The following is a 12,553-nucleotide window of genomic DNA, read 5'->3' as shown; positions in this document are numbered from 1 at the left end:
GCCGCCGGTCGCCGGTCGCCGGTCGAACGCAATGCGGCATGACCGTCCGGACACGCCGCATCCGCGGTTCGCTTATTCCCGGGCGTGCGCCCTCACGGCTTCGCGAAACCGTAAAGCCGCGCCGGATTGTCGACCAGGACCTTCGCACGGGTTGCGGCGTCCGGCATCCATTCCGTGAGAAGGTTCAACAGCAGACCGTCGTCGGGAACCTGAGGGGCCTCGTAGTAATTGATGTGCGGCCAATCGGTGCCCCATACGACCCGTTCGGCGTTGGCTTGCAACAGCGCCGTGGCGAAGGGAGCGATATCGGCAAATGGCGAGCCCTGAGCGGTGTTGCGGTCCGCCCCGGATATCTTCGTCCATGCCTTGCCCTCTGCGAGCAGCTTGCACAGGAACCGGAATCCCGGGTCTTCGACGCCGCGTGAGGCATTCATGCGCCCCATGTGGTCGACGACCAGCTCCACGCCCGGCGCCAGCAGCGCCGGCGCCAGCTCGGGCAGGTCGGGCGCGTGGATCCAGATCTGCGCATGCCAGCCGCGCGCCTTCAGGCGGGGCGCGAGGGCGATGAAGTCTTCCAGACCCACCCCGTTGCGGTAAACCGCCTTGCCGCCGTGCTTGTACAGGTTGAAGCGGGCCCCGCGCACGCCCTGTTCGGCCAGGCTGTCCAGTTCGGCATCCGAAATATCGGCCCGCACCACGACCACCGCGCGCAGCCGGTCGGGGTAGGCGCGCAAAGCCGCGAGCACATTGCGGTTGTCATCCCCCTGCGCGCTGGCCGTGACCAGCACGCCGCGGCTGAGCCCCAACCGGTCGAGGTGCGCGATAAAGCGCCCGGGCCCGTTTTCCGGGGGCGTGTAGCTGCGGTCATCCGCCAGCGGGAATTCGCGATACGGGCCGAACACGTGCGCATGCGAGTCGCACGCGCCCGGCGGCACGGGCTCGCGCACCGCGGAGATTTCGGACAAGGGCGGCAAACAGGGCTTGGTCATGTCTCCATCCTTTTCTGGCGGACGTGGATTGAGCGAAGTACGGCGAAGTCAGCGCGCGCTCTCGGGCTTGAGCACGCCTGAGGACAGCAGCGGCTGCAGCTTGGCCTCTTCCTTGGCGAAGATCTGCGCCGTCTGGTCGATGGTGGACGGCACCACTTCCGATCCGATGTTCTGCAATTGACGCTGCACCTCGGGATCGGCGACGGCCTTGGCCAGCGCCTGGTTGAGCACCTGCCGCACCGCCAGCGGCGTGCCCTTGGGGGTCATCAGCGCGGAGTAGGTCACCATCTCGAAATCGGGCTTGCCCAGTTCGGCCACGGTCGGAACGTCGGGCAGCTGCGCGACGCGCCTGGCGGAAGTAACGGCCAGCGCGTTGAGCGCGCCCGTCTGGATCTGCGGCTGCGAGCTGGTCAGCTGGTCCACCATGCCGTCCACCTGATTGCCCAGCAAATCGGCCAGCGCGGGCGCGGATCCCTTGTATGGGATGGGGTTCAGCTTGATGCCGAAGTCCTGCTCGATAAGCAGCCCCGCGATGTGGTTGGTGGTGCCGGTGCCGGAATGCGCCACCGCCAGTTCGCCGGGATGCGCCTTGGCATAGGCGATGAAACTCTTGAAGTCCTTTATGCCCTGCTTGTTCTTCGCATTGACTTCCAGCACGGAGGGCACGACCGCCAGCATGCCAACCGGATCGAAGTCGCCAAGCTTGACTTTCGTGCCGGGCACCAGCGTGGGGTTCACCACCAGCGGCACGATGGTGGTCGACAGCACGGTGTAGCCATCAGGCGCGGCGCGCGCCACATTGCCCGCGCCGATGGAGCCGCCGGCGCCGCCCAGGTTTTCGACGACGATCGACTGCTTCAGATGACGCGCCATTGCCGTCGTGATGGCGCGCGTGGTGATATCCAGGTTGCCGCCGGGAGGATAAGGAACGACCAGCCGGATAGGCTTGTCCGGGTAAGTCTGCGCGGCGGCAGAGTGCGCCCCCAGGCTCAGGGCAATAGCTATCCCCAGCGCTTTGACAGCGCCTTCGAACTTCTTCATTGACGTCTCCGTACTGCGTATGAAACTTATGCGTGCGGGCGCAGCGCGCCGCGCCGGGGCGTTGCGACGGACGCGCGCCTCCATGCGCGCCGCGTCGCCTGCGTGGGCTTTCAGGTCCGGTACGAGGGATCCAGGCGGTCGGCCAGGCGCAGCAGCGCCGGCCATTCCATCTGCCCGTAGGGGCGCCGGGTGCCCGGCTGGTATTGATTCCAGGTGGCCTCGACGACGTCCTTCGGAACCGGGTTCAGCGGCGCGTTGCAGGCCATGGCGGCGAGCTGGGCCCTGCAGGACAGCTCCAGGCGATGCATCCAATTGAAGGCTTCGCCGATGGTGCGGCCTACCGTGAGCAGGCCATGATTGCGCAGGATCAACGCTTCGTTCTGGCCGAGGTCGCGGCACAGGGATTCTTTCTCCCGCACGTCCAGCACGACGCCTTCGTAATCGTGATAGCCGATTTTCGCGAAGCGCATCGCCGTCTGGTTCAGCGGCAGCAGCCCGCAGGCCAGCGACGACACCGCCATGCCCGCCCAGGTATGCGTGTGGATGACGCAATCGACTTCCGGACGCGCCTCGTGGATGGCGCTGTGGATGACGAAGCCCGCCTTGTTCACTCCGTACGAAAGATGCGGGCCGAAATCCGGCTTGCTCAGGATGTTGCCCTGGTGGTCGATCTTCAGCAGGCTGGACGCCGTGATCTCCTCATACAGCAGTCCGTAGGCGTTGATCAGAAATGTGCCTTCCTCTCCCGGCACGCGCAGGGAAATGTGGTTGGCGATCATGTCCGACATGCCGTAGTGGGCGACCAGGCGGTAACAGGCGGCCAGGTCCACGCGGGCTTCCCATTCTTCCGGCGAGCAATGCTCTTTCATCGAGGAAATTTTCAGTTCGTGCTTCATCATGGCGATATCTCCTGGAACGGGGCCGTGGCCGTACGCTTGACGAAATGTTAGTGCCGGCGCACGCGGCCGCCTTGCCGTTTTGAGAATGCGGCGTTTCCGCTGCTTCGATGGTGCGCCGCAACGGCGCTGCATCGCGGTTGGTATCATCGCGCGGCGGCGATCCGATCCCATTCCCGGATCACCCACAGTCGCGGAGCTTTTCACCAGATGTCCATGCACCTGCTTCTTTTCAGCAATTCCCGCTCGCCCGACGGCAGCTACCTGACGCACGCGCTCGACCCCCTGCGGGCGCTCGCCGGCGAACGGCGCAAAATCCTGTTCGTGCCGTTTGCCGGCGTCACGACGAGTTGGGACGACTACACGGCAAACGTACAGAAGCGCCTCGATCCGCTGGGTTTTTCGCTCACCGGCGCGCATACCGTGGATGCGGATCAGGCCGACGCTTTCGAACTGATTCTGGTCGGCGGGGGCAACACCTTTCAGCTGGTTGCCGAATGCCGCCGGCGCGGATGGCTGCAGGCCATCCGTCAACGCGTGCGGGCGGGAACGCCGTACTCGGGCTGGAGCGCGGGCGCGAACCTGGCGTGCCCGACGCTATGCACGACCAACGACATGCCCATCGTCGACCCTGGCGGATTCGACGCGCTGGGCCTGATCGGGTTCCAGATCAACCCGCACTACACCAATGCGTTGCCGGCGGGCCACCAGGGCGAGACGCGCAACGACCGCATCGCCGAATTCCTGGTCGCCAACCCCTCCGTGACGGTGGTCGGATTGCCCGAGGGAGACTGGCTGTCCGGCGATGGGCGCCGCATGACGCTGGAGGGTCCGCACGCCGGGTGGGTGTTCCGCCAGGGGAAGGCGCCGGCGGAACTGCGCGCCGGCATGGCGGTGGACGAGGTTTGATTCCCTGGCCGTGTCCGCGCCGCGACGGCATGGACGCGGCCGAGCCGCCACGATCCGCGTTCAGCCCTTGTTGCCCAGGCCCAGGTAGCTTTCCACCACCCGCGGATTGTTCGCCAGTTCGGCCGCTGGCCCGGACAGAACGACCTCTCCGGTTTCCAGCACATAGCCCTGGTCGGCGACCTGAAGGGCGGCGCGGGCGTTCTGTTCCACCAGCAGGATGGACACCCCGCCCTCACGCAGCCGCGCGATGATGTGAAAGATTTCGCGAACGATACGTGGCGCCAGCCCCAGGCTGGGCTCGTCGAGCATAAGCAGGCGCGGCTTGGCCATGAGGGCGCGCCCGACGGCCAGCATCTGGCGCTCGCCGCCGGACAGCGTACCGGCCTGCTGCGTGCGCCGCTCCTTCAAGCGCGGAAAGAGTTCGTAGACATCCTGCATGCTCTCGCGCCATCCCGCTTCGCGCATCCGGTAGCGGCGGAAACCGCCGAGCAGCAGGTTGTCCTCCACCGACATGCTTGAGAAAAGCTCGCGCCGTTCCGGCACCAGCGACATGCCCGCGGCCACGCGGCGTTCCACTGGCCACGCCGACACGTCCTGTCCGCCCAGCCATATTCCGCCCTGCGACTGACCGGTGCTCGGCAATGCCCCCATGATGGCGTTGAGCATCGTCGACTTGCCGGCCCCGTTGGCGCCGATCACGGTCACGATGCTGCCCGCCGGCACCGACAGCGACATGGGCGCGAGCGCCGCCACCTTGCCGTAACGCACGGACAGGCCATCGGCGCGCAACAGGGCCACGGCGGAATCGGACGCCGCGCCGCGGTCCGGGGCAGCGCGGCCGGCTGTCGCCGTTTGCGCTTGCACGGAAGGAGATGCCGTCATCGTGCCTCCTCGGCCACGGCTGCCGGCGCGGCAACGTCGTCGTCCAGCCCGCCCAGATAGGCTTGCAGGACGGCGGGATTGCGCTGGATGTCGGCCGGGACGCCTTCCGCCAGTTTGGTGCCGAAATCCATCACCACGAGGTGGTTGGTCAAGCGCATGACGAAATCCATATCGTGTTCCACCAGAAGGATGCTCATGCCTTCATCGCGCAATTGCGCGAGCACCTGCGCCAGCGCCTGCTTTTCCTTGTAGCGCAGGCCGGCCGCCGGCTCGTCCAGCAGCAGCAGGATGGGGTCGCCCGCCAGCGCACGGGCGATTTCCAGGATCCGCTGCTGGCCCAATGCCAGGTTGCCGGCCTGCTCGCCCATGCAGTGGCCCAGTCCCACGCGCTCGAGCTGGATCGCCGCTTCCTGCAACAGTCGCGCCTCTGGCGCGCGGTCCAGCCGCAAGGCCCCCGCCATGACGCCCACATCGGCGCGCAGGTGCGCGCCCAGCGCGACGTTTTCCAGCACCGTCATGCCGGGCAGCAGTTGCACGTGCTGGAAAGTGCGGCCGACCCCGCGTCGCGCGATCTCGCGCGCCGGCAAGCGGTCGATGCGTTCCCCCATGAAGCGTACTTCACCCGCCGTGCACGGAAGCACGCCGGTGATCAGGTTGAACGTCGTGCTTTTGCCGGCGCCGTTCGGGCCGATCAAACCCATGATTTCGCCGGCGCGCACCGTGAACGAGATGTCATTCACCGCCACCAGACCGCCGAATGTCTTGCGTATGTCGCGCACCTCCAGCACCGGCTGTCCAGCCTGCGGGCGGGTTCGGTGCGGCAATGCGCGCGCCTGCGCGGGGCGTCCGGCCGAACGCGGACCGCCGTCCTGACGCGTCAGGCGGCGCCATCCGGCCCCCAGCAGGGGCCACACGCCATCGCGCGCGTATTGCAGCATCAGGATCAGCAAGATGCCGAAAACGATCATCTCGAAATTGCCGCTGGCGTTGAGCCATTGCGGCAACAGGTTCTGGATCTGGTCCTTCAGCACCAGGATGACGGCCGCTCCCAGCAGCGCGCCCCAGACATGGGCGGCACCGCCCACCACCGCCATGAACAGATACTCGATGCCGTAGTTCAGCCCGAACGGGCTGGGACTGACGGCGCGCTGCATATGCGCATAAAGCCAGCCGGACACGCTGCCCAGCAGCGCCGCGTAGACGAAGACGATGACTTTGTACCGTGCCGTGTTCACGCCCATGGACTCGGCCATGCCGGCGCCGTTGCGCAAGGCGCGGATGGCCCTGCCCGGGCGCGAGTCCAGCAGATTGGCCGTGGCCCAGACCGCCGCCAGCACCAGTGCCCAGATCAGGTAATAGATATGGCGCCCGCTCGCCAGCGACATGCCGAACAGGCTGAGAGGCGCGATGCCCGCGATGCCATCGTGCGCGCCCAGCGCATCCACCGTTCCGTACAGGTAGAACAAGGCGAGGCACCAGGCGATGGTTCCCAGGGGCAGATAATGCCCGGACAGGCGCAGCGTCACGGCGCCCAGCAGCCACGCCACGACGCCGGTCAGGACCAGCCCCGCCAGCAGTCCCAGCCAGGGCGACCAGCCCAGCACGGTGGTCGTCCAGGCGGTGGCATAGGCGCCGATGCCGACGAAAGCCGCCTGCCCGAACGACGTCAACCCGCTCACGCCGGTCAGCACCACCAGCCCCAGCACGACCAGGCTTGCAAGCCCGATGTAATTGAGCTGGGTAATCCAGAACTCCGGCGTGGCGCCGATGACCGGCAAGGCGGCCAGCACCGCGAGAAAGACGAACAAAGGCAGGCGCCGCACCGCCGTTCCCCTCATGGCAGCCCCCTATTCTTCCGCCTGCGCATGGCCGCCCCGCAGGGAGAGCCACAGCAGCACCGGAATGATCAGGGTGAACACGATGACTTCCTTGTACGCGCTGGCCCAGAACGACGAGAAGGCCTCCAGCAGGCCCACCAGCAATGCGCCCGCGGCGGCGGCGGGGTAGCTGGCGAGCGCGCCGATGATCGCGCCGACGAAGCCCTTCAGCCCGATCAAAAAACCCGTGTCGTAATACACGGTTGTGACCGGCGCGATCAGAACGCCGGAGACCGCCCCCATCAGCGCCGTCAGCGTGAACGTGATGCCGCCCGCCATCGTGCTGCTGATGCCGACGAGCCGGGCGCCGCGGCGATTCACCGCCGTCGCCCGCAGCGCGCGCCCGTACAGCGTCTTGCCGAAGAAAATCCACAAGGCCAGGATCAGCACCGCGCAGGTCCCGACCACGAACAGGCTTTGGCCAGACCACGCCATGACGCCCAGGTCCACCTGGCCGTCGATGAAGACCGGCGTGCGCCACCCCTCCGCGCCGAAAAACAGCAGCCCCATCCCGACCAGCACGAAGTGAACGGCCACAGACAGAATCAGCAGCACCAGCACCGACGCTTCGGCCAGGGGCTGGTACACGATGCGATAGATCATCGGCCCCATCGGCACGATCAGCAGCAGGGTCAACAGCATGTTGCGCCATAGCGGCGTATCGGGCCCCGCCAGATGCGTGGTCAGCCAATACAGCACCGCGGGCAACACAATGTTCGCCGCGAACGCCGTCGGCAACCCGGCAGCGCTGCGCGTGCGCAGCGCACGGGCCAGCGCCATCAGGAATACGACGCCGCCGAGCAAAGGCAACAGATACACCGTGCCGGGCACTTTGCCGTCCACCAGCATCGCCAGCGTCAGCGCGCCGAAGGCGACGAACTCGCCCTGCGGGATGAAGATAACGCGCGTCACCGCGAACACCAGCACCAGGGCCATGCCCAGCAGGGCGTAAATGGCCCCGCTGACAATGCCGTCCTGCAGCAGGATCAGCGCAATGGAGGAATCCATAAGACCGCCGTTACAGCCCCGGCTGGTAGACCCACTTGCCGCCCTGCACCTTCACCATGACGCGGGCGCGGTCGTCCAGGCCCGCATGATCGGCCGGACCCATGTTGAAGACGCCCTGCGAGGCAGGCAGATCCTTCACGTTTTCCAGGGCATCGCGCATGGCCTTGCGGAATTCGGGCGTGCCGGGCTGGGCCGTCTTCAACGCAACCGGAATCGCCGCCACCACAAGTTGGCCGGCATCCCACATATGGCCGCCGAAGGTGCTGACCGAGCCGGCGCCATGGGCCTTTTCATAAGCGGCGACATAGGTCAGGGCCGACCGCTTCACGGGATGGTCGTCCGGCAATTGCTCGGCGACCAGCAGCGGACCGGCGGGCAACAACATGCCTTCGCAGCCCTTGCCGCACACCCGCAGGAAGTCGCCGTTGGCCACGCCGTGCGTCTGATAGATCTGTCCGCCGTAGTTGCGCGAGCGCAGCTCTTTCTGCGGCAGCGCGGCCGGGGTGCCGGAACCGGCGATCAGCACCGCATCCGGACGGGCCGCCATGATTTTCAGGATCTGACCCGTCACGCTTGTGTCCGCACGGGCGTACTTTTCGACCGCGACAATCTTGATGCCCTTTTTCTCGGCGGCGCCCTTGATTTCCTGCAGCCAGCTATCGCCGTAGGCGTCGGAAAATCCGATGAAGCCGAGCGTCTTCACCTTGTTGTGCGCCATCGCATCCGCCAGGGCGGCGGCCATCAGCGCGTCGTTTTGCGGCGTCTTGAACGACCACTTGCGCGCCCCTTCGACCGGGTCGACGATCTTCACGCTGGCCGCCACGCTGATCATCGGCGTGCCGGTCTCTCCCGCCACGTCCACCATCGCCAGCGAGCCGGGCGTTGCCGAGGTGCCGATGACCACATCGGCCTTGTCCTCGCTGACGAACTTGCGCATGTTCTTCACCGCCTGCGTGGTGTCGGTCGCGTCGTCCAGGACGATCCATTCGATCTTCTGCCCGGCCACTTCCTGGGGCAGCAGCGCGACGGTATTGCGCTCGGGGATTCCCAGCGAGGCAGCGGGGCCGGTGCTGGAAACCGTCACGCCCACCTTGACCTGCGCATGGACCGCGAGCGGGAAGATGAGCGCCAGCGCGGCGGCCGCGATGCCTGTTTTATGTTTGGAATGCATCCTTTGTCTCCGGAAAGGGCCTGTACGGGAAGCGGGATTATAGGTTCAGGGCCGGTATCCGGCCCGCCAGGCGCGTCAGATTGCGGGGCCGCGGTCGCGGGAGAACGACCAAACCCGGCTTACCCGCTGCGATATGACCGCCGCGACCACGGCCTTGACGATGTCGGCGGGCAGGAAGACCACCATGGCAAGGGCCGCCTTGGTCAGGGTCATGCCGGTCACCACGGCCAGCCACGGTATGCCGACGGCGTACACCACGACCAGGCCCCCCGCCAGGGAGGCAAGGAAGTAGCCCGCCATGGCGACCAGCGTGGAGCGGCCGGCGCGCGCCGCCGTGCGGGCGATGGCGCCGCAGACCGCCGCGCCGAGGAACATGCCGACCAGAAAGCCGCCGGTCGGCCCGGCATAGACGCCGAGTCCCCCGCGCCCGCCCGGCAGAACGGGCAGCCCGACGGCCGCCAGAAGCAGGTACAGCCCCACCGCGGCTGCGCCCCGCACGGGCCCCAGCATGCAGCCGGCGAGCATGACGCCCAGCACCTGCAGGGTGATCGGCACCGGCAGCGCCGGCACCGGAATGGGGGGCGCAAGGCTCAAAACGACGATAAGCGCCGCAAACATCGCGACGGTAACGGTATCCCTGGTGCGCATGGCGCTCTCCTGCTCACAAAATGTAGACTGCCAACGGCTCAAGCCGCCTGCTCATATAACACCGCCGGTGAACCTGCTGCGGCCCCGCCTCGCCGGGACTATGGCCCCCGGGCATCGATGGCGTCGGCCACTTCCTCGGCGCGTTTGAGCGTGCGCACCAGCAGCGGGACCGCCAGCGCCAGCACGTTCCGCGACAACCCGCGCGCGGCCTGTGCTTCGCGGATGTCCTGATAATTGCGCCAGATTTCCGGGATGAACCGCAGCGTCAGCGCCAGGGCCAGCGCCAGGCGGCGGGCGTCCACCCAGCCCAACCGGTCCAGCGGATACAAGGTCCGCTCGCAGACATCGACGAGATCGCTGGTGCGCGTGGTCAGCGTCACGGCGAGCGCGAGCGCCACCAGCGCACCGACCCGCAACAGCATCTCGGCGGCGCGGCCCCATCCATCGAACCAGGCGGCGCAGCCGCCCACCACGAGCAGGATGGGCAGCAGGCCCTTGATATGGCGCCATACCGCGCCCGCTCCGGCGCCCGACGCCGCCACCAGCAGTGCGGCAGCCATGAATGCGCCGCCGAGCACGTCCAGACGATGAGCAAAGAAGAGCCCGATGCCTGCCGCGAGCAGCACGCCAAGCTTCAATGCGGCGGGCAGGCGGTGCAGGATGCCGCCGCCCTGGACATAGAGCGGCTCCATCATGCGTAGTGCTCCCTGTACCAGCGCAGCGCCGGCGCCGGCGCATCGTCGGCGGCAATACGCCCGTCGGCGATGACCAGGACACGGTCGAAGTCCTCCAGCAGCGGCAGGTCATGACTGACGACCACCGCCGCGCAGTCCAGGTCCGCAATGGCGCGCTGCACCCGGTTGCGGTTGCGCAGATCCAGCTGGGTAGTCGGTTCGTCGAAGACGACGACTTTCGGCCGCATGACCAGCACCGAGGCCAAGGCCACCAACTGGCGCTCGCCGCCGGACAGGGTATGGCTGGCGCGGTCCGCCAGGTGCGCAATCCCCAGCGCCTCCAGCTGCGCCGCAGCGCGGCACTCGCGCTCGGCGCGGTCCGGCAGCAGGCCCTTCAGGCCGAACTCCATGTCTTCGCGTACGATGGGAAAGACGATCTGGTTTTCGGGGTTCTGGAATACAAAACCGACCTCGCGGCGGACCTGGCGCGTCGCCCGGCCGGTATCGTGGCCGTTGACGCGCACGGCTCCGGCAGAGGGCAGCACCAGTCCATTGATGAGCCGCGCGAAGGTACTCTTGCCCGCGCCGTTCGGTCCCACGATGCCGATGCGGCGTTCGTGCAAAGCGACGTTGAGCCCATGCAGGATTTCGGCCTGGGGCGTCCTCACGACGGCATGATCAAACTCGATTAACATGGGGCGCGATTATGCACGAACCGGTTCCCGGCGCCGCCCCTTGGCGGCGCCCGCAAAAAGTACGCAAATGAAGAAGTTTTTATTCGACCTGTTTCCGCTGCTGCTGTTTTTCATCGCCTACCGCTATGCCGGCATTTATACCGCCACGGCGGTCGCCATTACGGCGTCGATCGTGCAGATACTCTGGCTGAAGGTTGCCGGCCGTCCCATCGAGGGCATGCACTGGATCAATCTGGCGGTTATCGTTATTTTCGGCGGCGCCACGCTGTGGCTGCACAGCGATGTCTTCATCAAATGGAAGCCTACCGTGCTTTACTGGCTTTTCGGCGGCGCGCTGCTGATCGGCCGCTGGGTTTTCAAACGCAATCTCATTCGCCGGCTGCTGGATAAACAGATCGCCCTGCCCGAGCCGGTATGGGACCGCCTGAACGCCACCTGGGCCGTCTTCTTTCTGGCCGCTGGCGCCATCAATCTTTATGTGGCGTTCTCGGGGCATTTTTCCGAGGCGCAATGGGTCACTTTCAAGGCGTTCGGGCTGATGGGCCTGATGATCGTTTTCGTTGTGGCCCAATCCATCTGGCTCGGCCGCCACCTGCAGCATCCGGAAGGCGAGGCCGGCGACCAGAGCAGCGAAGGAGGAAAACGGTAAATGGTTGAAACCGCACAATCCGCGGCAAAGCCGAACGCCGATCTGGCCGAGGTTATCCGGCAGCGGCTGCAGGCCCTCTCCCCCGTGGCGCTCGAAATACAGGATGACTCGCACCTGCACGCCGGCCACGCCGCAAGCGAAGGCGGCGCTTCGCATTTCACAGTGCGGATAACGTCGTCATGTTTCGTTGGTCTTGGCCCCGTGGCGCGACATCGCCTGGTGTATGATCGGCTCGACGACTTAATGCCGTTTCCCCTCCATGCCCTGGCGCTGGAAACAAGAACTCCCTGAAAGGACATACATGAAACGCATCATCCTGCTGGCGGCGGCCTGCGTGATTGCCGCCCCCGCTTTGGCCCAGAACGTGGCAACGGTCAATGGCAAGCCCATTACCCAGAAAAGCCTCGATCAATTCGTCAAACTGCTCGTCGGCCAGGGCGCGACCGATACGCCGCAACTGCGCGAACAGGTCAAGCAGGAAATGATCAACCGCCAGGTCTTCGTCCAGGCGGCCGAAAAAGCTGGCATCAACAAGCAGCCGGACGTTCAGACCGAAGTCGACCTGGCTCGCCAGGGCATCCTGGTCCGCGCGCTGATGGCCGATTACCTGCAAAAGCACCCCATCACGGACAAGCAGGTGCAGGACGAATACAACGACATCAAGAAACAGCAAGCCGGCAAGATGGAATACAAGGTCCGACACATTCTGGTGGCGGACGAAAAAACCGCCAACGACCTTCTCGCCCAGATCAAGAGCGGCAAGCTGAAATTTGAAGACGCAGCGAAGAAGGAATCCAAGGATCCCGGCAGCGCCGAAAAGGGCGGCGATCTGGGTTGGGCGCCCCCCAGCAATTACGTCGCTCCCTTCGCGCAGGCCGTGACCGCGCTGAAGAAGGGTCAACTCGCCGACAAGCCGGTACAGACCCAATACGGCTGGCACATCATCCAGGTGGAAGACACCCGCCCGGTCGAATTCCCCCCGCTCGATCAGGTGCGTCCGCAGATCGAGGAAATGCTGCGTCAGCAACTGCTGGCCGATTACCAGAAGTCGCTGCGCGACCAGGCGAAGATCCAGTAAGACGGCAATGCGGGCGCTCCTGCCCGCGCGGCCCGA

Annotated in this window: 14 protein-coding genes; 4 read left to right on the top strand and 10 right to left on the bottom strand. The window is 66.1% G+C overall.

Features of this window, described 5'->3' with window-relative positions; translation table 11 throughout:
• Positions 1-92 precede the first annotated feature (92 nt).
• The 3 genes from CAL13_RS06380 to CAL13_RS06370 all read right to left on the bottom strand — a co-directional run bounded on the left by CAL13_RS06380 (position 93) and on the right by CAL13_RS06370 (position 2,929).
• On the bottom strand, positions 93-989 hold the full coding sequence (locus CAL13_RS06380; RefSeq protein WP_086071861.1) for an amidohydrolase family protein: 897 nt from the start codon (positions 987-989) through the stop codon (positions 93-95).
• A 48-nt stretch (positions 990-1,037) separates the two neighbouring features.
• Positions 1,038-2,030 carry a Bug family tripartite tricarboxylate transporter substrate binding protein gene (locus tag CAL13_RS06375; RefSeq protein WP_157664816.1) on the bottom strand — a complete coding sequence of 331 codons (993 nt, stop codon included), beginning with the start codon at positions 2,028-2,030 and terminating at the stop codon, positions 1,038-1,040.
• Between the two features lie 110 nt (positions 2,031-2,140).
• Complete coding sequence (locus CAL13_RS06370) at positions 2,141-2,929, bottom strand: class II aldolase/adducin family protein (protein WP_086056661.1); 789 nt, start codon at positions 2,927-2,929, stop codon at positions 2,141-2,143.
• A gap of 213 nt (positions 2,930-3,142) precedes the next feature.
• On the opposite strand from CAL13_RS06370, the gene pepE reads away from it, so the two are divergent.
• Positions 3,143-3,835, top strand: a complete 693-nt coding sequence (gene pepE, locus CAL13_RS06365; RefSeq protein WP_086059290.1) for a dipeptidase PepE — start codon at positions 3,143-3,145, stop codon at positions 3,833-3,835.
• 60 nt (positions 3,836-3,895) lie between these two features.
• Here the strand turns inward: pepE and CAL13_RS06360 are convergent, their stop codons facing one another.
• The 7 genes from CAL13_RS06360 to CAL13_RS06330 form a co-directional block, all read right to left on the bottom strand.
• Positions 3,896-4,717, bottom strand: coding sequence for an ABC transporter ATP-binding protein (locus CAL13_RS06360; RefSeq protein WP_086071859.1), 822 nt, complete (start codon positions 4,715-4,717; stop codon positions 3,896-3,898).
• A complete protein-coding gene (locus CAL13_RS06355; protein ID WP_086071858.1) occupies positions 4,714-6,555 on the bottom strand; it encodes a branched-chain amino acid ABC transporter ATP-binding protein/permease in 1,842 nt (613 codons plus the stop codon). Before CAL13_RS06355 ends, CAL13_RS06360 begins: the two co-directional genes overlap by 4 nt.
• A gap of 9 nt (positions 6,556-6,564) precedes the next feature.
• On the bottom strand, positions 6,565-7,602 hold the full coding sequence (locus CAL13_RS06350) for a branched-chain amino acid ABC transporter permease (protein WP_086071857.1): 1,038 nt from the start codon (positions 7,600-7,602) through the stop codon (positions 6,565-6,567).
• A 10-nt stretch (positions 7,603-7,612) separates the two neighbouring features.
• Complete coding sequence (locus tag CAL13_RS06345) at positions 7,613-8,773, bottom strand: ABC transporter substrate-binding protein (RefSeq protein ID WP_086071856.1); 1,161 nt, start codon at positions 8,771-8,773, stop codon at positions 7,613-7,615.
• A gap of 75 nt (positions 8,774-8,848) precedes the next feature.
• Entirely contained in the window at positions 8,849-9,421 is a 573-nt protein-coding gene (locus CAL13_RS06340) for a biotin transporter BioY (protein WP_086071855.1), read from the bottom strand.
• Positions 9,422-9,519: 98 nt separating this feature from the next.
• A complete protein-coding gene (locus CAL13_RS06335; RefSeq protein WP_086071854.1) occupies positions 9,520-10,116 on the bottom strand; it encodes an energy-coupling factor transporter transmembrane component T family protein in 597 nt (198 codons plus the stop codon).
• Entirely contained in the window at positions 10,113-10,790 is a 678-nt protein-coding gene (locus CAL13_RS06330; RefSeq protein WP_086071853.1) for an energy-coupling factor ABC transporter ATP-binding protein, read from the bottom strand. Before CAL13_RS06330 ends, CAL13_RS06335 begins: the two co-directional genes overlap by 4 nt.
• 67 nt (positions 10,791-10,857) lie before the next feature.
• Between CAL13_RS06330 and CAL13_RS06325 the strand changes: the two genes are divergently transcribed.
• The 3 genes from CAL13_RS06325 to CAL13_RS06315 are packed head-to-tail and all read left to right on the top strand — an operon-like array spanning position 10,858 to position 12,517.
• Entirely contained in the window at positions 10,858-11,439 is a 582-nt protein-coding gene (locus CAL13_RS06325; protein WP_086071852.1) for a septation protein A, read from the top strand.
• Positions 11,440-11,730: a BolA family protein gene (locus CAL13_RS06320; RefSeq protein WP_086071851.1), complete on the top strand. Its 291-nt coding sequence runs from the start codon at positions 11,440-11,442 to the stop codon at positions 11,728-11,730.
• A 10-nt stretch (positions 11,731-11,740) separates the two neighbouring features.
• Positions 11,741-12,517 (top strand): peptidylprolyl isomerase, encoded by a 777-nt coding sequence (locus tag CAL13_RS06315; protein ID WP_086056651.1) that lies wholly within the window; start codon positions 11,741-11,743, stop codon positions 12,515-12,517.
• The last annotated feature ends 36 nt before the right edge of the window (positions 12,518-12,553 follow it).

Origin of the sequence: Bordetella genomosp. 9 (genome assembly GCF_002119725.1) — a bacterium.
Taxonomy (GTDB): domain Bacteria; phylum Pseudomonadota; class Gammaproteobacteria; order Burkholderiales; family Burkholderiaceae_B; genus Bordetella_C.
Note: the sequence above shows the minus strand (reverse complement) of the source record. Positions and strands in the feature narration are given on the sequence as shown.

What these genes read in the sequence shown, in the direction of transcription:
- CAL13_RS06380 (WP_086071861.1), bottom strand. Translation starts at nt 989, where the DNA reads ATGACCAAGCCCTGTTTGCCGCCCTTGTCCGAAATCTCCGCGGTGCGC.
- CAL13_RS06375 (WP_157664816.1), bottom strand. Translation starts at nt 2,030, where the DNA reads ATGAAGAAGTTCGAAGGCGCTGTCAAAGCGCTGGGGATAGCTATTGCC.
- CAL13_RS06370 (WP_086056661.1), bottom strand. Translation starts at nt 2,929, where the DNA reads ATGATGAAGCACGAACTGAAAATTTCCTCGATGAAAGAGCATTGCTCG.
- pepE (WP_086059290.1), top strand. Translation starts at nt 3,143, where the DNA reads ATGCACCTGCTTCTTTTCAGCAATTCCCGCTCGCCCGACGGCAGCTAC.
- CAL13_RS06360 (WP_086071859.1), bottom strand. Translation starts at nt 4,717, where the DNA reads ATGACGGCATCTCCTTCCGTGCAAGCGCAAACGGCGACAGCCGGCCGC.
- CAL13_RS06355 (WP_086071858.1), bottom strand. Translation starts at nt 6,555, where the DNA reads ATGAGGGGAACGGCGGTGCGGCGCCTGCCTTTGTTCGTCTTTCTCGCG.
- CAL13_RS06350 (WP_086071857.1), bottom strand. Translation starts at nt 7,602, where the DNA reads ATGGATTCCTCCATTGCGCTGATCCTGCTGCAGGACGGCATTGTCAGC.
- CAL13_RS06345 (WP_086071856.1), bottom strand. Translation starts at nt 8,773, where the DNA reads ATGCATTCCAAACATAAAACAGGCATCGCGGCCGCCGCGCTGGCGCTC.
- CAL13_RS06340 (WP_086071855.1), bottom strand. Translation starts at nt 9,421, where the DNA reads ATGCGCACCAGGGATACCGTTACCGTCGCGATGTTTGCGGCGCTTATC.
- CAL13_RS06335 (WP_086071854.1), bottom strand. Translation starts at nt 10,116, where the DNA reads ATGATGGAGCCGCTCTATGTCCAGGGCGGCGGCATCCTGCACCGCCTG.
- CAL13_RS06330 (WP_086071853.1), bottom strand. Translation starts at nt 10,790, where the DNA reads ATGTTAATCGAGTTTGATCATGCCGTCGTGAGGACGCCCCAGGCCGAA.
- CAL13_RS06325 (WP_086071852.1), top strand. Translation starts at nt 10,858, where the DNA reads ATGAAGAAGTTTTTATTCGACCTGTTTCCGCTGCTGCTGTTTTTCATC.
- CAL13_RS06320 (WP_086071851.1), top strand. Translation starts at nt 11,440, where the DNA reads ATGGTTGAAACCGCACAATCCGCGGCAAAGCCGAACGCCGATCTGGCC.
- CAL13_RS06315 (WP_086056651.1), top strand. Translation starts at nt 11,741, where the DNA reads ATGAAACGCATCATCCTGCTGGCGGCGGCCTGCGTGATTGCCGCCCCC.